This is a genomic window from Sphingobium cupriresistens, assembly GCF_004152865.1.
In the GTDB taxonomy this organism is placed as follows: domain Bacteria; phylum Pseudomonadota; class Alphaproteobacteria; order Sphingomonadales; family Sphingomonadaceae; genus Sphingobium; species Sphingobium cupriresistens.
The window spans coordinates 1-20,976 of the sequence record NZ_SEOO01000007.1 but is presented as its reverse complement, the minus strand read 5'-3'; the positions used below and the strand labels follow the sequence as shown (position 1 = coordinate 20,976).

At 65.7% G+C, this 20,976-nt stretch carries 28 protein-coding genes; 15 read left to right on the top strand and 13 right to left on the bottom strand.

Annotation, left to right across the window (positions count from 1 at the left end):
* Positions 1 to 409 precede the first annotated feature (409 nt).
* Together lgt and EWH12_RS05920 are read left to right on the top strand one after the other, a co-directional pair.
* The gene (gene lgt / locus EWH12_RS05925) at positions 410 to 1,276 is read left to right on the top strand and encodes a prolipoprotein diacylglyceryl transferase (protein WP_066606319.1); all 867 of its coding nucleotides are present in this window, start codon (positions 410 to 412) and stop codon (positions 1,274 to 1,276) included.
* Positions 1,266 to 2,342 carry a class I SAM-dependent methyltransferase gene (locus tag EWH12_RS05920; RefSeq protein ID WP_066606321.1) on the top strand — a complete coding sequence of 359 codons (1,077 nt, stop codon included), beginning with the start codon at positions 1,266 to 1,268 and terminating at the stop codon, positions 2,340 to 2,342. The genes lgt and EWH12_RS05920 overlap by 11 nt, the downstream gene beginning before the upstream one ends.
* On the opposite strand, the gene gmk is transcribed toward EWH12_RS05920, so the two are convergent.
* Positions 2,339 to 3,004, bottom strand: a complete 666-nt coding sequence (gene gmk / locus EWH12_RS05915) for a guanylate kinase (protein ID WP_066606324.1) — start codon at positions 3,002 to 3,004, stop codon at positions 2,339 to 2,341. The two genes, EWH12_RS05920 and gmk, sit on opposite strands and share 4 nt — an antisense overlap.
* A 54-nt stretch (positions 3,005 to 3,058) precedes the next feature.
* Between gmk and EWH12_RS05910 the strand changes: the two genes are divergently transcribed.
* Positions 3,059 to 3,628, top strand: a complete 570-nt coding sequence (locus EWH12_RS05910) for a DUF2585 domain-containing protein (RefSeq protein ID WP_129925999.1) — start codon at positions 3,059 to 3,061, stop codon at positions 3,626 to 3,628.
* On the opposite strand, the gene EWH12_RS05905 is transcribed toward EWH12_RS05910, so the two are convergent.
* The 3 genes from EWH12_RS05905 to EWH12_RS05895 form a co-directional block, all read right to left on the bottom strand.
* The gene (locus EWH12_RS05905) at positions 3,625 to 3,969 is read right to left on the bottom strand and encodes a hypothetical protein (protein WP_066606329.1); all 345 of its coding nucleotides are present in this window, start codon (positions 3,967 to 3,969) and stop codon (positions 3,625 to 3,627) included. The two genes, EWH12_RS05910 and EWH12_RS05905, sit on opposite strands and share 4 nt — an antisense overlap.
* Before the next feature lie 49 nt (positions 3,970 to 4,018).
* A complete protein-coding gene (gene fumC / locus EWH12_RS05900; protein ID WP_129925998.1) occupies positions 4,019 to 5,404 on the bottom strand; it encodes a class II fumarate hydratase in 1,386 nt (461 codons plus the stop codon).
* Positions 5,405 to 5,509: 105 nt separating this feature from the next.
* Entirely contained in the window at positions 5,510 to 5,986 is a 477-nt protein-coding gene (locus tag EWH12_RS05895; protein ID WP_066606334.1) for an SspB family protein, read from the bottom strand.
* Positions 5,987 to 6,095: 109 nt separating this feature from the next.
* Between EWH12_RS05895 and hisB the strand changes: the two genes are divergently transcribed.
* The 8 genes from hisB (at position 6,096) to EWH12_RS05855 (ending at position 10,674) form a co-directional block, all read left to right on the top strand.
* Entirely contained in the window at positions 6,096 to 6,683 is a 588-nt protein-coding gene (gene hisB / locus EWH12_RS05890; RefSeq protein ID WP_066606338.1) for an imidazoleglycerol-phosphate dehydratase HisB, read from the top strand.
* 23 nt (positions 6,684 to 6,706) lie between these two features.
* Positions 6,707 to 6,997: a YciI family protein gene (locus EWH12_RS05885; RefSeq protein WP_066606340.1), complete on the top strand. Its 291-nt coding sequence runs from the start codon at positions 6,707 to 6,709 to the stop codon at positions 6,995 to 6,997.
* Positions 6,994 to 7,605 carry an imidazole glycerol phosphate synthase subunit HisH gene (gene hisH / locus EWH12_RS05880; RefSeq protein WP_066606343.1) on the top strand — a complete coding sequence of 204 codons (612 nt, stop codon included), beginning with the start codon at positions 6,994 to 6,996 and terminating at the stop codon, positions 7,603 to 7,605. The genes EWH12_RS05885 and hisH overlap by 4 nt, the downstream gene beginning before the upstream one ends.
* A gap of 96 nt (positions 7,606 to 7,701) precedes the next feature.
* On the top strand, positions 7,702 to 8,439 hold the full coding sequence (gene hisA, locus EWH12_RS05875) for a 1-(5-phosphoribosyl)-5-[(5-phosphoribosylamino)methylideneamino]imidazole-4-carboxamide isomerase (RefSeq protein WP_066606346.1): 738 nt from the start codon (positions 7,702 to 7,704) through the stop codon (positions 8,437 to 8,439).
* Between the two features lie 37 nt (positions 8,440 to 8,476).
* Positions 8,477 to 9,241: an imidazole glycerol phosphate synthase subunit HisF gene (gene hisF, locus EWH12_RS05870; protein WP_129925997.1), complete on the top strand. Its 765-nt coding sequence runs from the start codon at positions 8,477 to 8,479 to the stop codon at positions 9,239 to 9,241.
* Positions 9,242 to 9,401: 160 nt separating this feature from the next.
* Positions 9,402 to 9,665: a PEP-CTERM sorting domain-containing protein gene (locus tag EWH12_RS05865; protein WP_129925996.1), complete on the top strand. Its 264-nt coding sequence runs from the start codon at positions 9,402 to 9,404 to the stop codon at positions 9,663 to 9,665.
* Between the two features lie 39 nt (positions 9,666 to 9,704).
* Positions 9,705 to 10,025, top strand: coding sequence for a phosphoribosyl-ATP diphosphatase (locus tag EWH12_RS05860; RefSeq protein WP_066607425.1), 321 nt, complete (start codon positions 9,705 to 9,707; stop codon positions 10,023 to 10,025).
* A 73-nt stretch (positions 10,026 to 10,098) separates the two neighbouring features.
* Complete coding sequence (locus tag EWH12_RS05855; RefSeq protein ID WP_207212362.1) at positions 10,099 to 10,674, top strand: hypothetical protein; 576 nt, start codon at positions 10,099 to 10,101, stop codon at positions 10,672 to 10,674.
* On the opposite strand, the gene EWH12_RS05850 is transcribed toward EWH12_RS05855, so the two are convergent.
* Entirely contained in the window at positions 10,671 to 11,567 is an 897-nt protein-coding gene (locus tag EWH12_RS05850) for a histone deacetylase family protein (protein WP_129925995.1), read from the bottom strand. The two genes, EWH12_RS05855 and EWH12_RS05850, sit on opposite strands and share 4 nt — an antisense overlap.
* Before the next feature lie 56 nt (positions 11,568 to 11,623).
* On the opposite strand from EWH12_RS05850, the gene EWH12_RS05845 reads away from it, so the two are divergent.
* From EWH12_RS05845 to EWH12_RS05835, 3 genes are read left to right on the top strand one after another with little or no spacing between them, the layout of a single operon-like run.
* A complete protein-coding gene (locus EWH12_RS05845) occupies positions 11,624 to 13,072 on the top strand; it encodes a L,D-transpeptidase family protein (protein WP_129925994.1) in 1,449 nt (482 codons plus the stop codon).
* Positions 13,073 to 13,076: 4 nt separating this feature from the next.
* On the top strand, positions 13,077 to 13,391 hold the full coding sequence (locus EWH12_RS05840; RefSeq protein WP_066606358.1) for a hypothetical protein: 315 nt from the start codon (positions 13,077 to 13,079) through the stop codon (positions 13,389 to 13,391).
* 52 nt (positions 13,392 to 13,443) lie between these two features.
* Complete coding sequence (locus EWH12_RS05835; RefSeq protein ID WP_066606359.1) at positions 13,444 to 14,130, top strand: murein L,D-transpeptidase catalytic domain family protein; 687 nt, start codon at positions 13,444 to 13,446, stop codon at positions 14,128 to 14,130.
* A 77-nt stretch (positions 14,131 to 14,207) separates the two neighbouring features.
* Here the strand turns inward: EWH12_RS05835 and EWH12_RS05830 are convergent, their stop codons facing one another.
* From EWH12_RS05830 to EWH12_RS05795, 8 genes are all read right to left on the bottom strand, one after another.
* Positions 14,208 to 15,041 (bottom strand): hypothetical protein, encoded by an 834-nt coding sequence (locus tag EWH12_RS05830; protein WP_129925993.1) that lies wholly within the window; start codon positions 15,039 to 15,041, stop codon positions 14,208 to 14,210.
* A gap of 100 nt (positions 15,042 to 15,141) precedes the next feature.
* The gene (locus tag EWH12_RS05825) at positions 15,142 to 15,837 is read right to left on the bottom strand and encodes an ATP12 family chaperone protein (RefSeq protein ID WP_129925992.1); all 696 of its coding nucleotides are present in this window, start codon (positions 15,835 to 15,837) and stop codon (positions 15,142 to 15,144) included.
* Complete coding sequence (locus tag EWH12_RS05820) at positions 15,834 to 16,097, bottom strand: hypothetical protein (RefSeq protein ID WP_066606363.1); 264 nt, start codon at positions 16,095 to 16,097, stop codon at positions 15,834 to 15,836. The genes EWH12_RS05825 and EWH12_RS05820 overlap by 4 nt, the downstream gene beginning before the upstream one ends.
* Positions 16,094 to 16,753, bottom strand: a complete 660-nt coding sequence (locus EWH12_RS05815; RefSeq protein WP_066606370.1) for an HAD-IA family hydrolase — start codon at positions 16,751 to 16,753, stop codon at positions 16,094 to 16,096. Before EWH12_RS05815 ends, EWH12_RS05820 begins: the two co-directional genes overlap by 4 nt.
* Positions 16,750 to 17,367 (bottom strand): FMN-binding negative transcriptional regulator, encoded by a 618-nt coding sequence (locus EWH12_RS05810; RefSeq protein WP_129925991.1) that lies wholly within the window; start codon positions 17,365 to 17,367, stop codon positions 16,750 to 16,752. Before EWH12_RS05810 ends, EWH12_RS05815 begins: the two co-directional genes overlap by 4 nt.
* On the bottom strand, positions 17,364 to 18,821 hold the full coding sequence (locus EWH12_RS05805) for an RluA family pseudouridine synthase (RefSeq protein ID WP_066606374.1): 1,458 nt from the start codon (positions 18,819 to 18,821) through the stop codon (positions 17,364 to 17,366). Before EWH12_RS05805 ends, EWH12_RS05810 begins: the two co-directional genes overlap by 4 nt.
* Positions 18,818 to 19,204, bottom strand: a complete 387-nt coding sequence (crcB, locus tag EWH12_RS05800; RefSeq protein ID WP_066606377.1) for a fluoride efflux transporter CrcB — start codon at positions 19,202 to 19,204, stop codon at positions 18,818 to 18,820. Before crcB ends, EWH12_RS05805 begins: the two co-directional genes overlap by 4 nt.
* A 44-nt stretch (positions 19,205 to 19,248) precedes the next feature.
* Positions 19,249 to 20,205, bottom strand: coding sequence for a DMT family transporter (locus EWH12_RS05795; protein ID WP_207212366.1), 957 nt, complete (start codon positions 20,203 to 20,205; stop codon positions 19,249 to 19,251).
* Between the two features lie 106 nt (positions 20,206 to 20,311).
* Here EWH12_RS05795 and EWH12_RS05790 point away from each other — a divergent pair, with 106 nt between their 5' ends.
* Positions 20,312 to 20,785 (top strand): Lrp/AsnC family transcriptional regulator, encoded by a 474-nt coding sequence (locus tag EWH12_RS05790; RefSeq protein WP_066606381.1) that lies wholly within the window; start codon positions 20,312 to 20,314, stop codon positions 20,783 to 20,785.
* The last annotated feature ends 191 nt before the right edge of the window (positions 20,786 to 20,976 follow it).

The window sequence follows — 20,976 nt, the reverse complement described above, 5'->3', positions numbered from 1 at the left end:
ACCCCGTCAGCGGACAGGCATCCAGTCCGTTTTCGCTCCCCCACGCCACAGTCTTTCCTATTCCGCCATTCTCTGGTTTACCCTCACCGATGGACCAGCCACTCCCCAGGCCTGCCAACCGCTGGCCCATCGCACCCATGGCGCAAAGATGGCGCGAACCCGGCGCGTCGGTGTGGCGTCGATGTGACCCAATCCTGACCCCGAACTTCCCCACCTGTAGCCTCGCGATAGCGTCGCAGGCGCGTCGGCGGCGCTTTTCGCGCAAATCACCCGACAACGGTGTGAACTTCGGCCGTGGCGCGCAATCGGACCCTGCGCGACGCGCCGACATCACCAAATCCTCGTCCCCCCTTCATCTTGGCCGCCGCTTGTTCTATGCCCGCAATCCAATTCCCAAGGGGACGTTGTTTTGATCCTGGACCTTGCCGCCGCCGCTTCGGGCGCCATTCGCTTTGAAGATCTGGGGCTGGACCCCGTCGCCCTCAATCTGGGCTTCTTCACGCTCAAATGGTACAGCCTCGCCTATCTGTCGGGCATCCTGATCGGCTATTGGTATCTGCTCAAACTGGTCGCCCAGCCCGGTTCGCCGATGGGCCGCCGCCATGCCGACGACATGATCTTCTATGCGACGCTGGGCATCATCATCGGCGGGCGGCTCGCCTATGTGATCTTCTACCAGCCCGAAATCCTCGCCCACCCGCTCGATATCTTCAAGCTGTGGAATGGCGGCATGTCCTTCCATGGCGGCGCGGTCGGCGTGTCGCTCGGCATCCTCTACATGGCGTGGAAGGAAAAGCTGAGCTGGCTGCGCATCCATGATTATGTCGCCTGCGTCGTGCCTTTCGGCCTGTTCTTCGGCCGACTCGCCAATTTCGTGAACGGCGAATTGTGGGGCAAGGAAACCGACGTGCCCTGGGGTATGATCTTCCCCACCGGCGGCGATCTGCCGCGCCATCCCAGCCAGTTGTACGAAGCCGCGCTCGAAGGCGTCGTCCTCTTCCTCATCCTCGCCTTCGCCTTCTGGAAGACACGCGCGCGCTACAAGCCGGGCATGTTGGTCGGCCTCTTCCTGCTGGGCTATGGCTGCTTCCGCTTCGGCGTGGAATATGTCCGCGAAGCCGACGCCCAGTTGATGGAGTTCGCCGCGCGCACCGGCCTGCACATGGGTCAGTGGCTGTGCGTGCCGATGATCCTGGGCGGCCTCTATCTGATCGTCACCGCCGGCCGCCGCCGCGTCCGGGTGGAACCGATCGCCGGGATGAACAGTGTCGCCTAAACCCTTGGCCGATCTGCCGTTGGCCGATCGGCTGGCGCGGCAGATCGCTTCAGGCGGGCCGATCTCGGTCGCGCACTATATAGCGGAGGCGAACCAGCATTATTACGCCACCCGCGATCCGCTAGGCGCGGACGGCGATTTCACCACAGCGCCGGAAATCAGCCAGATGTTCGGCGAGCTGGTCGGCCTGGCGCTGGCCGACGTCTGGATGCGATCGGGCCGCCGCCCCGAAGCCGTCTATGCCGAGCTGGGGCCGGGCCGCGGCACCCTGGCGGCCGACGCGCTGCGGGCGATGGAACGCGCCGCGCTCGCCCCCAAAGTGCATCTGGTCGAAACCAGCCCGGCGCTGCGCGGCCGCCAACTGGCCCTGCTACCCCATGCCGTCCACCATGACAGCATCGACAGCCTGCCCGACACCGGCCCGCTGCTGGTCGTCGCCAATGAATTTTTCGACGCTCTGCCCGTCCGCCAGTGCATCCGCGTCGGGGACGAATGGCGTGAGCGCGTCGTCGTCAGCCGGGAGGCGGAGGGCCGCTTCCTGCCCGTCCCCGGCTATCGTCGTATCGAATCGGGCCTGCCGCCGCTCGCCGTGGAAGCCCCAGAAGGCGCGATCCTCGAATCGCCGATCGTGGGCGCCGGCATCGCCTATGCGCTGGCCCACCGCATCGCCAAGCAGGGCGGCGCCGTCATCATCATCGACTATGGCCATGAAGGCCCGGCGCTGGGCGACACCCTCCAGGCGGTGAAGGGACACCAGTTCGCCGATCCTTTCACCGATCCGGGCGAAGTGGACCTGACCACCCATGTCGATTTCACCGTGCTGGGCAATATGGCGCGCCAGGCGGGCCTGCGTGTCCATGGCCCGGTCGGCCAGGGCGATTATCTGCGCCAGCTCGGCATCGACGCCCGCGCCGACCAGCTCGCCCGCACCGCCCCCACCCGCGCCGCGGAGATAGGCGCCGCCCGCCACCGCCTGACCGACGAAGCCGAAATGGGCAGCTTGTTCAAGGCGATGACCTGGACTCATCCCGACTGGGCGGACCCGGCCGGGTTTGATCGGGTTTAATCGTCCTGGTGGTAACGGCCCAGCTTGCGGATGAAGCCGATCAGGCCGGTCTGTCGGCTGCGCTTCATCCGTTCGGCGTGCAGGATCGTCTGGACCCGTGCAAAGCAGTCCTCGGCATCGACATTGCACAGCACATAATCATAGCCGTCCCAATGCGCGATCTCGCCCGCGGCGCGCGCCATGCGACCCTCGATCACCGCCTCGCTGTCGGTCGCCCGCCCGCGCAGGCGACGCTCCAGCTCCTCCATGGACGGCGGCAGGATGAAGATGCGGACGACGTCGCCGCCGGCAATCTGGTGCAATTGCTGCGCACCCTGCCAGTCGATGTCGAACAATACGTCCTGGCCAGCCTTCAACATCGCCTCGACCGGGCCACGTGGCGTGCCGTAACGCTGGCCGAACACATGCGCCCATTCCAGAAACTCATGGTCGCTCGTCATCCGGCGGAACTCTTGCAGATCGACGAAATGATAATCCTTGCCCTCGATCTCCCCCGGCCGCATCGGCCGCGTGGTCGCCGATACCGACATGGACAGGTCCGGTTCGGCCGCCAGCAGTTTGCGCGCAATGGTGGATTTGCCCGCGCCGGAGGGGGAGGAAAGGACGAAAAGAACGCCCCGCCGCTTGAAATCGGGAGTCTCTGAAGGAAGGGTGTCGGCCATGGCCGCTAGTGACGCCTGAAACGCGATTTTGCAAGAGGGGGCTGGGGAGAGACGATGCGACGCACACAAAGGATCAACCGGCGCGGCCTCATCGCCGCCGCCCTGATCGCACTGGCCGCTTGCGTCATCCTGTTCCTGATGCGCCGCCCCCCCATCTGCACCTGCGGCTATGTCGAATTGTGGCACGGCGCGCTCGACAGCGGCAACAGCCAGCATATCGCCGACTGGTACAGCCTCAGCCATGTGATCCACGGCTTCCTGTTCTACGCGGGCGCACACCTGTTGCTGAAACGCCGGCCGATCGGGCCTCGGCTGGCGCTGGCCGTGCTGATCGAATCGGCATGGGAGATATTGGAAAATTCGCCGATCATCATCGACCGCTATCGCGCCACGACGATCGCGCTCGGCTATTCCGGCGACACCATCCTGAATTCGATGAGCGATATCGGCATGATGACGCTGGGCTTCCTGTTCGCTGCCCGCGCGCCAACTTGGGTGACGGTCATGCTCGCGATCGTGCTGGAATTGCTGGCGCTGGCGGTGATCCGCGACAATCTGACGCTCAACATCCTGATGCTGACCTGGCCCATCGACGCGGTGCGCGAATGGCAGGCGGCGCTTTAGGCCTTGGCCTTGCGCGCGCTTTCGATCGGAATAGGCTCGCCGCTCTTGTCGGGCAGCAGTTTGAGGTTCTTTTTACGCTCCGCCTCGCGCTTGGCCTCATACAGCTTGCCCGCCATATAGGCGCCTGTCACGAACAGCGCGCCGGCGGGGTAGCGCATGATGATGCGCTTGGCGCCTGCGCCCGCGATCAGGCCGAACACGCCCTTCTTGCCCGTCGCCGCCGCGACCCGCGCAGCGACCACCGTGGCACCGACCCGCGCCGCTTTTCGCAGCAGGCCCGCCTTTTTGGGCGGACGGATCGTCACCAACGGGGCGGAGGGGGTGAGGGCTTTTTTCTTCATACAGGGTTAATGTACCGGATGCCCGCCGGTTCCGCCATGTTGATCTGGATCAGACCATATTTTCCGGCCGCACCAGCCGGTCGAAGGTCGTCTCGTCCACCAACCCCAGTTCCAGCCCTGCCTCTTTCAGCGTCTGCCCCGTCTTATGGGCGTGCTTGGCGATGGCGGCGGCATTGTCATAGCCGATCTCCGGGGCCAGCGCGGTCACCAGCATCAACGACCGATCGACCAGCTCGGCGATCCGCGCTTCATTCGCGACCAAACCCTCGACGCAGCGCTCTGCGAAACTCTCCATGCCGACGCTCAGCAGATGGATGGAGCGCAACACATTAGCGCCGATCAGCGGCATGAACACGTTGAGTTCGAAATGGCCCTGCATCCCGCCGATCGTCACGGCCTGCGCATTGCCGATCACCTGTGCCGCGACCATGGTCAGCGATTCGCACTGGGTCGGGTTGACCTTGCCGGGCATGATCGAACTGCCCGGCTCATTCGCGGGCAGGTCCAGTTCGCCCAGACCCGATCGCGGCCCCGATCCCAGGAAGCGGATGTCGTTGGCGATCTTCGTCAGCGACACCGCCAGCGTGCTCAAGGCGCCCGCAAAGAAGACCAGCCCATCCTTGGCGGCGAGCTGCTCGAACTTGTTGGGCGCGCTTTCGAACGGGGCGCCCGCGATATCGCTGATCGCCGCGACCATATCCTCGGCCCAGCCTTGGGGCGCGTTGAGGCCGGTGCCGACGGCCGTGCCGCCGATCGCCAGCTTGCGGATATTGCCGTTGAGCGCCCCCTCGATCCGCGCGCGGCCGCTGACCAGTTGCGCGGCATAGCCGGAAAATTCCTGGCCCAGCATCAGGGGCGTCGCATCCTGCGTATGGGTGCGGCCGATCTTGACGATATGGCTCCAGGCCTGCGCCTTGGCGGTCAGCGCCGCCGTTAGCTTTTCGAGCGCGGGGATCAGCCGGTCGCGCGTCGCCATCACGGTTGCGACATGCAGCGCGGTCGGAAAGCTGTCGTTGGACGACTGGCTCATATTCACATGGTCGTTGGGATGGACCGGGCTCTTGCCGCCGCGCGTGCCCGCCAGTTGCTCATTAGCGAAACCCGCGATCACCTCGTTCACGTTCATGTTGGTCTGGGTGCCCGACCCGGTCTGCCAGATGACGAGCGGAAACTGATCGTCCAGCGCCCCCGACACGATCTGCTGCGCCGCATCCTCGATCGCGGCGACGAGGCTGGCGTCCAGCCCATGCGTCCCGTTCACCCGCGCCGCCGCCTGCTTCACGATCGCCTGCGCATGGACGATGCCGAGCGGCATCCGTTCGGTGTCACCGAAAGGGAAGTTCTCGATGCTCCGCTGCGTCTGTGCCCCCCAATAGGCGTCGGCAGGCACCTCTATGGCGCCAATGCTGTCGGTCTCGGTACGGGTATCGGACATGCGGATAGTCTCCTTTTGAGAAAGAATCTCAAGAGACTGTCATGTAAGGCAGGGCTGCAAAATTCCAATGACCGACGGCGCGACATGCCCCGCCGACGGACAGCTCTACTTCTTCTTCCCGAAGTCCACCGTCACCACGTTGGAGCCATCTTCGGCCGTCACCTGCGGGCCGTCATTTTCCGCCTCCTCGTGCGGCTGCGGCAATTCGTCCGCCGCGACCTGGAACTGGAGCGCGAAATTGACGGCCGGATCGACGAAGGCGGTGATCGCGCTGAAGGGAATGTTGAGATGAGCCGCAACCTGGTTGAAGGTCAGGCTGACTTCGAAATGATGGTCGCTGACCTTCAAGTCCCAATATTTATTCTGGAGGACGATGGTCATCTCATCCGGGAAGCGCTCCACCAGATGCTTGGGGATATCGACGCCCGGCGCGTTCGTCTTGAAGGTGATGTAGAAATGATGCGCGCCCGGCAGGCCGCCGGACTGCTGCACCTCGCCCAGCACCCGGCCGACGACCGCGCGCAGGGCCTCCTGCACGATTTCGTCATAGGGAATCAGGCTGTCGGGCAGATCTTCGCTCATGGCGCAATGTCCTAACGGCCCGAAACATGCGGTCAACCCCCGCAGGCGGATTGCACGCCCAGATTGCATGGCAGATTGCATGACGGGCGCTACGCGCTATAGGGCGGCCATGCGCACGGCCGAGATTCACCGCAACACGGCGGAAACCCAGATCGACGTCACCGTCAACCTCGACGGTACTGGCCTCTATACGGTGTCGACGGGCATCGGCTTCCTCGACCATATGATCGAGCAGTTGTCGCGCCATTCGCTGATCGACATGACCGTCAAGACGGTCGGCGACCTGCATATCGACCAGCATCATACGACCGAGGATACCGCGATCGCGATCGGCGAGGCGCTGGGGAAGGCGCTGGGCGACAAGCGCGGGATCAGCCGCTACGGATCGGTCTATTCGCCGATGGACGAGACGCTGAGCCGCGTTGCGCTCGACATTTCGGGTCGCCCCTGGCTGGTGTGCAAGCTGCCCTTCACCGTCACCAAGGTCGGCGAATGGGACACGGAGATGGTGGAGCATTTCTTCCACAGCTTCGCCCAGGCAGCCGGCATCACGCTGCATATCGAGCTGCTCTATGGCAGCAACAACCATCATATCGTCGAAAGCGCGTTCAAGGGTCTGGCCCGCGCGCTGCGCCAGGCGGTGGAGATCGACCCGCGCAAGGCGGACGCGATTCCCTCGACCAAGGGCATGTTGTAACAGCGCAACGAAAGGCCGGACCCATGTTCATCATATCGCTGACCTACACGGCTCCGGCCGATATTCTGGACGGCCATCTGGCGGATCATCGGGCCTGGCTGGACCGCGGCATTGCCGATGGCTGGCTGCTTCTGGCCGGCCGCCGTGAGCCGCGAACCGGCGGTATATTGCTGGCCCGTGGCGATCGCGCGGCGATCGAGGCGAAGGCCGCGACCGATCCTTTCGTCGTCAACGGCGCCGCTACGGCTGAGGTGATCGCATTCAACCCGGTGCGCGCGGCGGCGGGCGTCACTCTGGAGAGCCTGCTCGCATGATCGCCCTGATCGACTATGGCGCGGGCAATCTCCATTCGGTCCATAATGCTCTGCGCAAGGCCGGCGCGCACGATGTCGCCATCACCGCCGACGCCGATGTCGTGGCCAGGGCCGATCGCATCGTCCTGCCGGGCGTGGGCGCCTTCCGCGCCTGCCGCGATGCGCTGGTCGCGATCCCCGGCATGGTCGACGCCATGAACGAGGCGGTGAACGGGCGCGGCGCGCCGTTCCTGGGCGTATGCGTGGGCATGCAATTGCTGGCCGATGCGGGCGAGGAGTTCGGCCGACATGAGGGGCTGGGCTGGATTCCCGGCACCGTCCGTCTGATCGAACCAGCCGACGCCGCCGTGAAGGTGCCGCATATGGGCTGGAACGATGTGGTGCTGAACGGCGCGCCGCCGCTCATCGAGGCCGGCGAGGCCTATTTCCTGCACAGCTATCATTATGAGGCCGCCGATCCCGCCCATGTCGCCGCGACGACCGACCATGGCGGGCCTCTCGTCGCCGCAGTCGCGCGCGACACCATCATCGGCTGCCAGTTCCACCCCGAAAAAAGCCAGCGTTACGGGCTGGCCTTTATGGCGCGGTTTCTGGATTGGAAGCCGTGATATAATGCAACATCCGTTCGGTTCGAGCCTGTCGAGAACCCTCGCGCAACAGGTTCTCGACAAGCTCGAACCGACCGGAATTTTGGAAGTCGCATAATGTCCCTGATCGTCTTTCCCGCCATCGACCTGAAGAACGGCCAGGTCGTCCGCCTCGCCGAGGGGGATATGGACCGCGCCACCGTCTATGGCGACGATCCCGCCGCGCAGGCGCTGCTGTTCGCGCAAGCGGGCGCGCAGCATCTCCATGTCGTGGACCTCGACGGCAGCTTCGCCGGCCATGCCGTCAATGCGCAGGCGGTCGAGAAGATCGTCGAAGCCTTTCCCGGCCATGTCCAGTTGGGCGGCGGCATCCGTAATCGCGAAGCGGTGGAGCGCTGGTTCGACCTCGGCGTCTCGCGCATCGTGATCGGTACCGCAGCGCTCAAAGACCCCGCCTTCGTCAAGGCGGCGGCGCGCGACTTTCCCGGTGGCATCGTCGTCGCGGTCGATGCGCGCGACGGCTTCGTCGCGACCGACGGCTGGGCGGAAAAGAGCGATATGGAAGTGATCGACCTGGCCCGTCGGTTCGAGGATGCCGGCGTCGCATCGCTGCTCTTCACCGATGTCGGCCGCGACGGGATGCTCAAGGGCTGCAATATTGACGCGACCGTCGATCTCGCCCGCGCCACCGACATTCCGGTGATCGCCAGCGGCGGCGTGGCGGGGATCGCGGACATCCGCATCCTCAGCCTCCATGCCGACGAAGGGATCGAAGGCGTCATCACCGGCCGCGCCCTCTATGACGGGCGGCTGGACCTCAAGACCGCGTTGGCGGTCGCCAAGGCGGCGGCGTGAGTAACGTGACATCCCACGGGCATTGGAAACCAGTCGCATGACCGTCCGCACCCGCGTCATCCCCTGCCTCGACGTCGCCAATGGGCGCGTGGTCAAGGGCGTCAATTTCGTCGATCTGAAGGATGCCGGCGATCCGGTCGAGCAGGCGAAGCTTTATGACGCGGCCGGGGCGGACGAACTCTGCTTCCTCGACATCACCGCCACCCATGAAGCGCGCGGCACCATCCTCGACGTGGTGCGCCGCACCGCCGAAGTCTGCTTCATGCCCGTCACCGTGGGCGGCGGGGTGCGAACGCCGGATGATGCGCGCGCGCTGCTGCTGGCGGGCGCGGACAAGGTCGCGGTCAACAGCGCGGCGGTCGCCCGCCCCGAACTGGTGGCCGACATCGCCGACCGCTTCGGTAGCCAGTGCATCGTCGGGTCCGTCGATGCGCGTAAAGTGAGCGAAGGCCGGTGGGAAATCTTCACCCATGGCGGTCGCCAGCCGACCGGCATCGACGCATTGGAACACGCCCTGCGCCTGGCGGACCTGGGGGCGGGCGAACTGCTCGTCACCTCGATGGATGGAGATGGCACCAAGGGGGGCTACGACCTGGCGCTGACCCGCGCCATCGCCGACGCGGTATCGATTCCGGTGATCGCCAGCGGCGGGGTCGGCACGCTCGACCATCTGGTCGAGGGTGTGGTGCAGGGCCATGCCAGCGCGGTGCTGGCCGCGTCCATTTTCCATTTCGGCCAACATACGATCGCTGAGGCCCATCACGCGCTCGCGGCGGCGGGCGTGCCGGTACGGTCGGCGTGAAGCGTCGATCCACTTTACAGCAACCATGTTTTCGCAATCGCCGTTAACTATGGCGCACCGCTGAAATGCCGAGATTTCTGCTGCATGGCATGAACTCTGCTTAACCATCTCCGGGTCGCGTTCCACCATCACAGGTTTGACGCAAACGGGGTGATTTGACATGAAAATTCCTAAGATGCTTCTGATGGCCGGCGCTGCCGGCCTCATGAGCGCTGCCGTACCAGCGCCCGCCAATGCCAGCTTCTGGTGCTGGTTCGGCAAGTGCGGCGGCTCGTCCACCGGCGGCGGCACGGGCGGCTCCACCGGCGGCTCGTCGGGCGGCACGCCCACGCCGGTGCCGGAACCGGAACAGATGGCGCTGTTCGGCATGGGCGCGGCCGTATTGGCCGGCCGAATGTTCCTTGCTGGCCGCAAGCGTAAATAAGTGATTGACGGGTCGCGCGCGAAAAGCTTGATGCAGCCCATGCGCGCGACCCTTCATACTTTGGAACAGACCATCCGCCAACGACGGAACGCCGACCCGTCGGCCTCCTATGTCGCCAAGCTGACCACCAAAGGCCGCGCCAAAATCGCGCAGAAGGTCGGCGAGGAAGCGGTCGAAACGGTCATTGCCGCGATGGCGGACGATCGCGCGGGCGTGATCGGCGAAAGCGCCGACCTGCTGTTCCACCTGATGATGCTGCTGGCCGATCTCGACATACCGCTCGACGCGGTGATGGACGAACTGGATCGGCGCGAAGGCCTGTCGGGCATCGCCGAAAAGGCCGCGCGACCCAAGGACTGACCGCCAGGACGGGAAAGATGTTGCCCGCCCTGCGTTGATGCGTCAGCTTCATATCGGAAAAGGGGGATGCATTATGGTTCGCGCTCTGATCGGCGGCCTGTTGGGGGGCCTTTCCATGTTCATCACTGGCTTCATCTTCTGGGGCACGCCCTTGTCGGCGCTGGCGCTCAGCCGTACAGACGAACAGGCCAGCGCCAATTTGCAGGCCGCAATGGCGCAGGCGCTGACCCCCACCGGCACCGGCGTCTATGTGATCCCCGATCCTGCGACGGCGCAGGGCACCATCCTTTACGGCAAGGGGCCAGTCGCGCAGATCTTTTACAATGAAGGCGGCTTCCCGGTGATGGACAGCGGCGCGCTTATCGGCGGCTTGATCCTGTCGCTGGTCGTCGGCGTGGTGATCGCTCTGGCGCTGCGTTTTGTGACGACCGGCTTTGCGGACCGGGCGCGTGCGACCATCCTCTTTGCGCTGGGCGCCGTGCTATGGCTGCATATCGGCCAGGCGGTGTTCAATCATGCGCCCTGGGGCTATATTCTCTACCTCGCCTTCAGCGATTTCATGGCGCTGGCGCTCGCCGGCCTGATCGCGGCCAAGCTGATGGAGACGAACACCGAGGCGGCCGTGGCCGATCCCGGCGCCTTCCACTAAGCCGCTTCTTCAGCCAGACGGATCATGCAGGCGGCGTGGCGGCGGGCGATCGCCATCCGGTCCTCGCCATAGCCGCCGCCCATGGTACTGGCGAGCGGCACGCCGCGCGCGCGCGCCTGCCGCATCACGAAGCGGTCACGCGCTTCCAGCCCGGCGTCGCTCAGCGCCAACCGGCCCAGCCGATCCTCCCCGTGCGGATCGACACCGGCCTGATAGAGGATAAGGTCAGGCGCGAAATCGTCCAGCACGCGCGGCAGCACATCCGTCAGCACCATAAGATAGGCGTCATCGCCAGTTCCGTCCTCCAGCCCGATGTCGAGCGTCGATCGCGCCTTCCTGACGGGGAAATTCTTTTCCGCATGGATCGACAGGGTGAAAATGTCGCCCCGCCCCGCCAGCAGCGACGCGGTGCCGTCCCCCTGATGCACGTCGAGGTCGAGGATCAGGATGCGCGCCGCATCCCCCTCCGCAATCAGCCGGTTGGCGGCGATCGCCAGATCATTGAACACGCAATAGCCAGCCCCGGTATCGCGCAGCGCATGATGACTGCCCCCCGCGGCGTTGGCGGCATAGCCATGCACCATCGCCAGCTTCGCCGCCGCCCAGGTGCCGCCCGGCGACAGCATCGACCGGCGCATCACCCGTTCCGTCACCGCAAAGCCGATCCGCCGCGTCTTTTCGGGCGGGACCGTCAGGGTCATGACTTCCGCCACATAGGCCGGGTCATGCACCGCCTCGATCCAGGCGCGCGGCATCGACACAGGTTCAACCGTTTGGAAATTCACGCCACTTTCGCGCAGCGCATCCATCACCAGGCCATATTTGTCGAAACGAAAGCGGCCGCCATCTGTTGCAGGGGAGACATAGGCAGGATGGTGAACAACGTGCAGCATGATCTTTTCCGCTATCGCGATTTGAACCGTGACGGCTTTGCGCTATCTGGTCCAGCATGAACCGTCCCAACCTGATCCGTATCCCGCTGCTGGCGCTGCTTGGCGTAGCGTCTTCCCCCGCCGTCGCGCAAACCCCGCCGCCCATCGTCGCGCCCACGCTGCCTGCGCCGACCGTCCAGCCCATCCCGGTTCCGCCGCCGCCCGTGCCGATCCCGGCGCTGTCGCCAGCGCAGGAGGCCTGGGCCAATGACTGGCTGAGGACCGGCGCCGCGCAGGGTCTGATGGCGCGGCAGAAGGCAAGCGGCCCGCTGAGCGGCGACGCGCTGGTCAACGCCCTGCTCGACCGCGCCAAGGCGCTGAACACCGGCCGGGTCGATACGGCCGATTTCCTTCAGGTCTGGGCGCTCCGCCCGGCCGCCTTCGATCCGCGTCCCGGCCTTGCCAAGGCAGTCGGTGAAGATCGGCTGGCGCAGTGGTCCGCCAGTCTCACCCCGCCCTGGTCGGGCTATGACACGCTGCGCAAGGGCCTCGCCCGATATGAGGTGATCCGCGACAAGGGCGGCTGGCCGACGCTGACCGCCTCCACCCCGCCCGACGTGGTGCGCGCCCGCATCGCGCTGGAAGACCCGGCCGTCACGCCGAACGAAAAACTGGTCGACGTGATCCAGCGCGCCCAGCGCCGCTATGGCCTGGAACCCACCGGCACGCTCGGCGCACGCACGCTGGAAGCGCTCAACGTCGGGGTGGACGATCGAATCGCCGCGATCATGGCGAATATGGAGCGCTGGCGCTGGATGCCGCGCAGCCTGCCGGTCAACCGCGTGCAGGTGAACATCGCCGCCGCCGTGCTGACCGTGTTCGAAGGCGACCAGCCAGTCAGTTCGATGCGGGCCGTCACCGGCAGCCCGACCAACCAGACGCCGATGCTGACCTCCAGCATCCATTCGATCGTGGTCAATCCGCCCTGGAACGTGCCGATGTCGATCGCCAAGCGGGAACTCTTCCCCAAGGGGCGAGCCACGCTCGCGCGGCAGGGCTACAAGATCGTCAAGACGCCCGAAGGGGGCGAACGCATCGTCCAGCCGGCGGGGCCGAACAGCGCGCTGGGCCGCTTGAAGTTCGACTTCAACAATCCCTTCGCCGTCTATCTGCACGACACGCCCTCACGCGGGAAATTCTCCAGCTACGACCGGCTCGCCAGCCATGGCTGCATCCGCCTGGAAAAGCCGGTGGCGCTGGCCGAACTGATGGTCGCTGCCGATCCCGATCTGAACGGCCAGATCCAGACGCTGATCGACGAAGGCAAGACCCAGCGCGTGTCCCTGCCCAGTCAGGTTGCTGTCTATCTGCTCTACTGGACGGCCTTCGCCAACAATGAAGGCACGGTCAGCTTCCGCGCCGATCCCTATGGCTGGGACAAGCTGCTCGCGCAGAAGATCGAGGCATCCAGCCGCCGCGTCGATCCCACGGCAGCCCCCTCTCCCGCAATCGCATCGAAGGATTGATCCCATGCGCACATTCGTACTCGCCGCCCTTGCCGGCGCCCTCCTCCTCTCCGCCTGCGGCAAGAAGGAAGAAGAAGCCCCGACCGTCACCAACAATCTGGTCGAGCCGCCGGTCGAAAATGTGATTGTGGAGGAACCCGAAGCGCCACTGCCCGAACCGCAGAATGACGTTGACGCGACTCCGGCTGCGCCGCCGCCCTCGGTGTCGGAACTGCAGCAGATTCAGGATGATGCCGAGGCGTCCGGCATGACGTCGCGCCTGCCCGAAGGCGGCGAACAGAGCCAGCCTGCGGATGAAGCGAGCAAAACGGGCGAGTAAACTCATGCGCCCCGGTCTTGGACCGGGGCGTCCGCTTTGCTATAGGACGGTCATGGATCGCCGCAATTTTACGAAGTTCGCTTTAAGCGGACTCGCCTTTTCGTTTTTGTCGGACAGCATCGGTCGCGCCGCTCTGTCCTCGACAGGGCCTGAACCGATCAGCCCCGCTGCGGTTCCGCCAGCGCCCACCGTACCTGCAACCCCGCGCACGGTGGCGCAAAAGCCCTATTCCGCGCTGCTGGAACGCGCCAGGGCGGCGCTCGATCGTCATGCCAACGCCTTCGCGTTGCGCGATCGACTGGCGATCGTGGATTTCGACGCCCCATCGAAAAATCCGCGGATGCATATCGTCGATTTGATCGGCGGACAGACCAGCAGCTATCTGGTGTCGCACGGTCGCGGATCGGACCCCGAACATTCCGGCTGGCTGCATAGTTTTTCGAACGAATTTAATTCGCTCGCCAGCTCGTCCGGCGCATTCAAGACGGGCGAGATGTATTTCGGCCAACATGGCCGGTCGATGCGCCTGCTGGGCCTCGACCCGCAGAATAATAACGCCGAACCGCGCGCCATCGTTATCCATGGCGCGGACTATGTAAGCGAGGATCATGTTGCCGCCTGGGGCAAATGCGGCCGTTCCGAAGGCTGTTTCGCTGTCGCCCCCCATCTGGTGCCGCAGGTGCTAGGCATGTTGGGACCGGGCCGGATGCTCTACGCGGACAAGATCGGTAACGGTTGACGGGTCTGCTTGCGCGCGGCGCACGAAAAAGGCCGAAGCATCGCCCCGGCCCTTCCGTCGCGTCATACGACCAACACTTATTGTGCAGGAGCCGGCGCCGCAGGTCCCGTCATCGTTTCGATCGAGGGCTTGTTCATCGCGTCGATGGTGCCGTCGGCCATCATCGCCTTGCCCATGCTGATCGCTTCTTCACGCAGCCCTTCTTCCGTGGAGGTCTGGCTGGCGCCGATGAGCGCGGACAGCAGCACATTCTTGCTCACCGCGTCAGTCGGCTGCTCCGTCACCGACTTGCGCGCCAGGGCCAGCGCTTCTTCATAATAGGGGTCGGCCCCGGCGCGGTCATGGTCGCGTAATTCCTTATTGCCCATCTGGATGAGGATGCCGGCCAAAATGTTGCGGCTCGCGGCGTCGGCGGGCTTGGTTTCCACCACCTTGCGCCAGTGGGGCAGCGATTCGCCGTAGAGCGCCATCACCTTGTCCATCTGGCCCAGCACGCCATAGGCGGCAGCGTCGGCATAGAGCGCATTGGCGAGGAAATTGACATTGTCGATCTTCGCAGGATCGGCCTCCACCGCAGTGCGGATCGCGGGGATCGCGGCATCATATTTGGCCACCGCCCCGGCATTATCACCCTTTTGCTGCGCCGCCTGCCCCGCGGTGAAGTCGGTCACGGCCTTGTTGAAGGCGGCGATTTCGGCGGGGGTCATTTCACGCGCGACGGGAGCGGCCTGAGCGGCGGGCGCTGCTGCGCCCTCGGTTGCAGGGGCGGTGTCGGCCGGGGGCGCGGCATCCGCTGCCGGGGGCGTCGTTTCGGCCGGCGCCTGCTGCGCCAGTGCGGGAGCGGCCAGGGCCAGCGGCGCGGACAGCGTCAAAAGAGCGGTCAAAGCGGTGTTGCGGAACGTTGAGGCCAACGTCTGGGTCTCCTTGATCGTTGAAACAGGTTGTCGGATGGACGCAATGCGCCCTCGCCATCCATAGAATGAACGAATACGTGCTTGGGTTCCTACCGCCTTATTTGCGGCTCATCGCGCAAAAGGCTCCGGCCATGGAAAAATCAGCGGTGCGCCGTGCGCCAGCTGAGGCGGCCAGCGCGTCTTCGCCCCATAGTTCGACCTGCCATGCCTCATCGATTTCGGCGGCCTGCCACACCCGATCAAGGTCATGCCCGCCCTCTACGATCGACAATCCGCAGACCAGCGATCCACTGAGCGACACCAAAGTTGACAGTCCGACCAGCGTGAAGGCGTCGCAGGCGGCTACCGCCGCGCCCAGCCGGGCGAGCGTTTCAGGCGGCTGCGGCACCGGGATGATCCCTTGCGTCACCGCAAAGGTCACGTCATAGCGCGCCCGCGCCCAGTCGAGCAGCGGCTCCCACGCGGCCGCCTGCCGCGCGACCAGCGCTTCCGGCCCATCGGCGCGATAGCAGAGCAGGTCGGTTTGCGCATATTGCGCGATCCCTTCGGCGAACGCCGCAGGCTTTGGCGCGACATGGTCTATCGCCGCATTGGCAAGGCCGGTCATCGGCATGAGGGCGGGGTCGACCGTCTCGCCCTGCGCGCGCCATTCCTGCGCGACCGCATCGGCCAGCGCGGGCGTGGGCAGCGCCAACGGCGCGCGCGCGGGGGTGCGGACCGCGCGGCCGTCCAGCTGGATCGCGAAGCCGCCATCGTCGGCCACGACGGTCACATCCTTGTAGAAACGCTTCATTGCGGCGGCTTCTGACGGAACAGCGCCAGCAACAGGCGCGGCACGACGATGAACTGGAACAGGCCAGTGACGACCATGATCGCGCCGAACGCCTTGGCGCTGTCACCCTGCACCCAGGAAAAGCGCTGCATGATGGCCACGAAGCCGAACATGACGATAAAGGCGCCCGACAGGCGGAACAGGCCAATGGCGAAATGGCGCTGGCGGGCGATCGAATCGGCGTTGGTCTTGGGCGGTGTCTCTGGAGGAAGATCGGTCATGGCGCGCCGATATGACCGCGTAATTCCGCGCTGTCCATCGCCACCGCATGGGCGCCCGCTGCGACCAGTTCCCCCGGCAGGTGATAGCCCCATGCCACGCCGATGCTGCGCACGCCTGCGGCCAGCCCCATGGCGATGTCGAAACTGGTGTCGCCGATCATCACCGTGGTTTCCGGCTCTGCCCCCGCCTCCGCCATCGCGGTCATCAGCATCGAGGGATGCGGCTTGGACGGGTGGCGATCGGCGGTCTGCAGCGTCACGAACCGGTCGATGATACCGTGATGGGCGAGGCACAGGTTGAGGCCGCGGTCCGACTTGCCGGTCGCCACCCCCAGCAGCCATCCCGCCGCGTCAAGCTCCGCCACCAGATCGGCGATGCCGGGATAGAGCGGTTCCTGCACCCCCTGCTCGCGCCGCATCGCCTGGAACGCCAGCTTGTAGCGATCGGCCAGATGATCGTGGAAATCCGCCTCCGCATCGGGCAGCAGCCGCGCCATCGCGACCGGCAGCGACAGGCCCACCGCCGACAGGATCGCCAGCCGTTCGGGCGGCGGCAGTTGCACATCCTCGAAGGCGCGGGTCATGGCGGTGCAGATGCTGTGCTGGCTGTCGACCAGCGTGCCGTCGCAATCGAAGACGACCAGGCGATTGCTCATGCCGCGTCCCCTTCGCCCAGAGTCGCCCGCATCAGCGCCGCCAGCGCCGCATTGCCACCGGCGTCTAGCGCATCGGCCACGCCGATCCGCGCCGCCTCCGGCTTGTCCTGCCCCAGCTTGGCGGTGCCGTGCAGCGATTCCACCTGCATGGCGAACCCGACCAGCCCCGCCAACAGCCGATCGAACTGGCCTGCGCCCATCTTGTCGCGGGTCCAGACCGGCTTGGGCGCCAGCCGCCGCTCCTGTTCATCGCTCAGCGCATCGATCTGCGCGATCGTCGCCGCCCGATCCAGCCGCGCCATGGTCCCGCGCAGCTCGACCGACTGGTAATTCCAGGTTGGCACCTTGTCGGGCAGGCCATACCAGTCCGGGCTGACATAGCCATGCGGCCCGGCGACGACGATCAGTGCGTCCGCTCCATCCAGATGCCGCACGATCGGATTGGCGCGATGGATGTGCAGGCCGATCCGCCGATCGTCCAGCCAGACGACAGGCAGATGCACCACATGCATCCTGTCGGGCGCAGCGACGCAGAGCAGGCCAAAACCCGACTGTCCCACGAAATCCCGGATCGCCGCCTCATCCGTCCAGCGATAGGGCGCCCCCGGCGTCATTCGCCGCGGCCGCCACCCCGCGACCGGCGCTCGCCCTTGCGATCCTTGCGCACCTGCTTGGCATGCTGGCGCGCGAACTTCTTTTCGTCCTCGCGGGTCGGGGTCCGGTCGATCTCGTCGTCCAGCGGCATGTCGCCCAAGGAGAGGTCGAAGCCCAGATCCTCCAGGCTGTTGGCGAAATGGGTCGGCAGGTCCGCCATCACGTCCACCCGCCCGCCATCGGGATGATCCACGCGGATGCGCCGCGCATGGAGGTGCATCTTGCGGCTGATGCTGCCGGTCAGGAAGCTATCCTTGCCGCCATATTTGCCGTCGCCCACGATCGGGTGGCCGATCGCCGCCAGATGGACGCGCAACTGGTGCGTTCGGCCGGTATAGGGTTGCAGCTCGACCCAGGCGGCGCGGTTGCCGGCCCGTTCGATCACGCGATAGCGCGTGCGGGCGGGCATCCCCTCTTCCTCGTCCACATGCATCTTCTCGCCGCCGGTGCCTGGCTGCTTGGCGAGCGGCAGTTCGATCATGCCGTCATTGATCGACGGCACGCCGATCACCAGCGCCCAATAGACCTTGCGCGCGGTGCGGCTGGAAAAGGCTTTGGCGAAATGCGCGGCCGACCGGCTGGTCCGCGCCAGCAGCAGCGCGCCCGACGTGTCCTTGTCCAGCCGGTGGACCAGCTTGGGGCGCGATTCGGAATCGAACAGCAGCGCGTCGAGCAGCTTGTCGACATGCTCGTCGGTCTTGGTCCCGCCCTGCGTGGCCAGCCCCGGCGGCTTGTTGATGACGATGGCCTGCGCATCGCGATGGATCACCATCTCCTGCGCATAGGCGATCTCGTCGGGCGTCAGGTCGATGACGCGGACGCGCTTCGCCTTTTCGGGCATATCGGGCCGCGCTTCGGCGGGGGGGACGCGGATCGTCTGCCCCTCTACGATACGGTCGCCCGGCGCGGCGCGCGCGCCATCGACCCGCAACTGGCCGGTGCGCGACCAGCGCGACACGATATTGAAGCCGACATCGGGCAGATGCCGCTGGAACCAGCGGTCGAGGCGGATGCCGTCATCGTCGGCGGCCACGCGGAACTGGCGGACGTCTAGCGACACGCCCTTGGCGGCGCTACTCTTGGCGGCGGCGGGCTTGGCGGCGGCCGGTGCGGCCTTGGCTGCGGCGGGCGCAGCAGCTTTCGCACGGGGCTTGAACGGCGGCTTGCCGCCGTCCCCCTTGCGCGCACTTGCCGCCTTCGCGCCCCCACGGGCGCGGCCGGGCGCGCCGGGTTTGCCGTCGGCGGATTTCCGGTCGAACTTGCGGTCAGCGGGCTTTTTATCACCCGGCTTCTTGTCGCCGAAGCGCTTGTCCGACGGCTTGCCGCTGGCGGAACGGCCCGCAGGCTTGCCGTCGCGCGGCCCCTTGCCGCCGGTCGCGCCCGCGCCGGGCCTGGCGGGAGGACGCCCCTTCATGCCACGACACTCCGCATCACGGCCAGGCCCACGCCCAGCGCCACGACTGCGCCGATCACAGACGCCAGCGCATAGCCGCTCGCCAGCAGGATATCGCCGCGCTGGATCATCAGCATGGTTTCCAGGCTGAACGCGGAAAAGGTGGTGAAGCCGCCCAGCACGCCCACGCCCAGCAACAGCCGGATCGGTTCGCCCGACACGCTCCCCCCGCGCGCCAGCCATCCGGCGAGCAGCCCCATGGCGAAACCGCCGATCAGATTGGCGGCGAAAGTGCCCCAGGGCCAGGCCGTACCGGGCGCCATCTGCCCGGCGAAGCGCCCCAATTGATAGCGCAAGGCGGCGCCCACGGCGCCCCCGCCCATCACAAGAAACATATTGGTCATGCAAAGCGCCCTATAGCGAATCCCTCAAAGGGGAAAGCGCGCAATCAGGCGGTTGTGACAAGCCCTGCCACCGGCCGCCGATGCGCCGCGATGCAACTGACGACACTCAGCACCACCAGCAGGAACGCTGCGCTCTCCAGCCCGGTCGGCCAGCGCGCTTCCCACGCAAAGCCGTAGAGCAAAGCAAAGGCGGTTTCGAACAGGATCATCTGCCCCACCATGGTCAGCGGCAACAACCGGCTCGCCCGGTTCCACAACGCATTGCCGACGATCGAAGCCAGCAGCGCGACAGCGACCGAGACAGTAGTAAACTGCGTCCAGGCCGCGGCATCATGCCGCCCCAGGCCCAGCCACAACACGACCGGCAGGAACAGCAGCGCCTGGCACCCGGTCGCCAGCCCGATCAGCAGGTTCCAGTCCTGCGCCGGCATGTCGTCCTGCCGCCGCAGCCAGTGATTATTGCCGATGGCGAAGGCGGTCCAGGAGATCAGCGCCCCGACCGCGCAGGCGAAGCCCAGCAGCCGCGTCGCCACCGGCCCCGGTCCGGGCATCACCACCGCCTGCCAGCCGATGCACAGCGCGCCCGCGACGCACAGCAGCAGCGAGGGCGCGAGCTGGCGCAAAGGCACCGCGCCCGCCTGCCGGCTACCGACGATCGTCACCGCCACCGGCAGGAAACCGACCACCAGCGATGTCATGGCGACGCCGCCCATCTGCACCGCGCTCACCAGCAGCACATAGTAAAAGAGGTTGCCGGCCAGCGCGAGCCAGGCCAGCGCCCACAATAGGCGCGGCGTCATCCGCGCGGCCAGCATCCGCCAGCGCGGCGCGACCAGGATCAGCGAGAGCGCGCCAAAGGCCAGATAGCGACCGACCGCCTGCTGCAACGGGGTGAAGCCGCGCACCACTTCGGGCGCCAGGAACACCAGCCCCCATAGAGCGCCCGCGCCCACGCCGCACGCGATGCCCGCCAGCATCGCCCCGCCTGATCCCTTTGTCATCATCGTCCATCTTTCCGTCCGACCCCGTATCGGCTGCGAACATTATCATCATGACAGCGGGGAAAATGCTCTTGATTAGCCCCAGAAATGCAACAATTACTCGCTTATGCCCGATATTCGCCTTCCCGACCCGTTCGACCGCGCGATCCTGCGAATCATCCAGCAGGATAATCGCACGCCGCAGCGCGCCATCGCGCAGGCGGTGAACCTGTCCACCGCAGCGGTCCAGCGCCGCATCGCCGCCATGGAAAAGGACGGCATCATCGCCCGCAACGCCGCGATCGTCGATCCCGACGCGGTAAGCCTGGACATCACCGCGATCGTGGAGGTCCATCTGACTGACGAACGCTCCGCCACGGTCGATCGCGCCAAGGCCTTGTTCCGCGCCGACCCGGCGGTGCAGCAATGCTATTATGTAACGGGCGGCTGCAGCTTCATCCTGCTGATCGTGTCACCGGACATGCGTCATTACGACGCGACCACCCGGCGCCTGCTGTCGGACACGGACTATATTGCCAGCTTCCACAGCTTTCTCGCGCTTGATCGGGTAAAGGCGGGTATGGAGTTGGTGATTCCGTGATGGTGGGAGGCTGGACCTCCCATTCCTGCGCATGGCGCGCCAGATATATGCCTTCGATCATATAGGTCGTGTCCCAGGAGGTGGTGTAGGAACCGTCAATCCACGGCAGGATCGGGATCGGGTTCGGGTCAGGCAGCCAGAGCTGGCAGGCTGACAATGGGGTTATGGCTCACCGCGCCGATTGTTTCCAG

What these genes read in the sequence shown, in the direction of transcription:
- EWH12_RS05840 (WP_066606358.1), top strand. Translation starts at nt 13,077, where the DNA reads ATGCGCACATTCGTACTCGCCGCCCTTGCCGGCGCCCTCCTCCTCTCC.
- EWH12_RS05895 (WP_066606334.1), bottom strand. Translation starts at nt 5,986, where the DNA reads ATGAGCGAAGATCTGCCCGACAGCCTGATTCCCTATGACGAAATCGTG.
- EWH12_RS05815 (WP_066606370.1), bottom strand. Translation starts at nt 16,753, where the DNA reads ATGAGCAATCGCCTGGTCGTCTTCGATTGCGACGGCACGCTGGTCGAC.
- EWH12_RS05855 (WP_207212362.1), top strand. Translation starts at nt 10,099, where the DNA reads ATGGTTCGCGCTCTGATCGGCGGCCTGTTGGGGGGCCTTTCCATGTTC.
- EWH12_RS05825 (WP_129925992.1), bottom strand. Translation starts at nt 15,837, where the DNA reads ATGAAGCGTTTCTACAAGGATGTGACCGTCGTGGCCGACGATGGCGGC.
- EWH12_RS05835 (WP_066606359.1), top strand. Translation starts at nt 13,444, where the DNA reads ATGGATCGCCGCAATTTTACGAAGTTCGCTTTAAGCGGACTCGCCTTT.
- hisA (WP_066606346.1), top strand. Translation starts at nt 7,702, where the DNA reads ATGTCCCTGATCGTCTTTCCCGCCATCGACCTGAAGAACGGCCAGGTC.
- hisB (WP_066606338.1), top strand. Translation starts at nt 6,096, where the DNA reads ATGCGCACGGCCGAGATTCACCGCAACACGGCGGAAACCCAGATCGAC.
- EWH12_RS05810 (WP_129925991.1), bottom strand. Translation starts at nt 17,367, where the DNA reads ATGACGCCGGGGGCGCCCTATCGCTGGACGGATGAGGCGGCGATCCGG.
- gmk (WP_066606324.1), bottom strand. Translation starts at nt 3,004, where the DNA reads ATGGCCGACACCCTTCCTTCAGAGACTCCCGATTTCAAGCGGCGGGGC.
- EWH12_RS05910 (WP_129925999.1), top strand. Translation starts at nt 3,059, where the DNA reads ATGCGACGCACACAAAGGATCAACCGGCGCGGCCTCATCGCCGCCGCC.
- crcB (WP_066606377.1), bottom strand. Translation starts at nt 19,204, where the DNA reads ATGACCAATATGTTTCTTGTGATGGGCGGGGGCGCCGTGGGCGCCGCC.
- EWH12_RS05905 (WP_066606329.1), bottom strand. Translation starts at nt 3,969, where the DNA reads ATGAAGAAAAAAGCCCTCACCCCCTCCGCCCCGTTGGTGACGATCCGT.
- hisF (WP_129925997.1), top strand. Translation starts at nt 8,477, where the DNA reads ATGACCGTCCGCACCCGCGTCATCCCCTGCCTCGACGTCGCCAATGGG.
- EWH12_RS05805 (WP_066606374.1), bottom strand. Translation starts at nt 18,821, where the DNA reads ATGAAGGGGCGTCCTCCCGCCAGGCCCGGCGCGGGCGCGACCGGCGGC.
- EWH12_RS05790 (WP_066606381.1), top strand. Translation starts at nt 20,312, where the DNA reads ATGCCCGATATTCGCCTTCCCGACCCGTTCGACCGCGCGATCCTGCGA.
- EWH12_RS05845 (WP_129925994.1), top strand. Translation starts at nt 11,624, where the DNA reads ATGAACCGTCCCAACCTGATCCGTATCCCGCTGCTGGCGCTGCTTGGC.
- EWH12_RS05820 (WP_066606363.1), bottom strand. Translation starts at nt 16,097, where the DNA reads ATGACCGATCTTCCTCCAGAGACACCGCCCAAGACCAACGCCGATTCG.
- hisH (WP_066606343.1), top strand. Translation starts at nt 6,994, where the DNA reads ATGATCGCCCTGATCGACTATGGCGCGGGCAATCTCCATTCGGTCCAT.
- EWH12_RS05795 (WP_207212366.1), bottom strand. Translation starts at nt 20,205, where the DNA reads ATGACAAAGGGATCAGGCGGGGCGATGCTGGCGGGCATCGCGTGCGGC.
- EWH12_RS05885 (WP_066606340.1), top strand. Translation starts at nt 6,707, where the DNA reads ATGTTCATCATATCGCTGACCTACACGGCTCCGGCCGATATTCTGGAC.
- EWH12_RS05860 (WP_066607425.1), top strand. Translation starts at nt 9,705, where the DNA reads ATGCGCGCGACCCTTCATACTTTGGAACAGACCATCCGCCAACGACGG.
- EWH12_RS05850 (WP_129925995.1), bottom strand. Translation starts at nt 11,567, where the DNA reads ATGCTGCACGTTGTTCACCATCCTGCCTATGTCTCCCCTGCAACAGAT.
- EWH12_RS05865 (WP_129925996.1), top strand. Translation starts at nt 9,402, where the DNA reads ATGAAAATTCCTAAGATGCTTCTGATGGCCGGCGCTGCCGGCCTCATG.
- fumC (WP_129925998.1), bottom strand. Translation starts at nt 5,404, where the DNA reads ATGTCCGATACCCGTACCGAGACCGACAGCATTGGCGCCATAGAGGTG.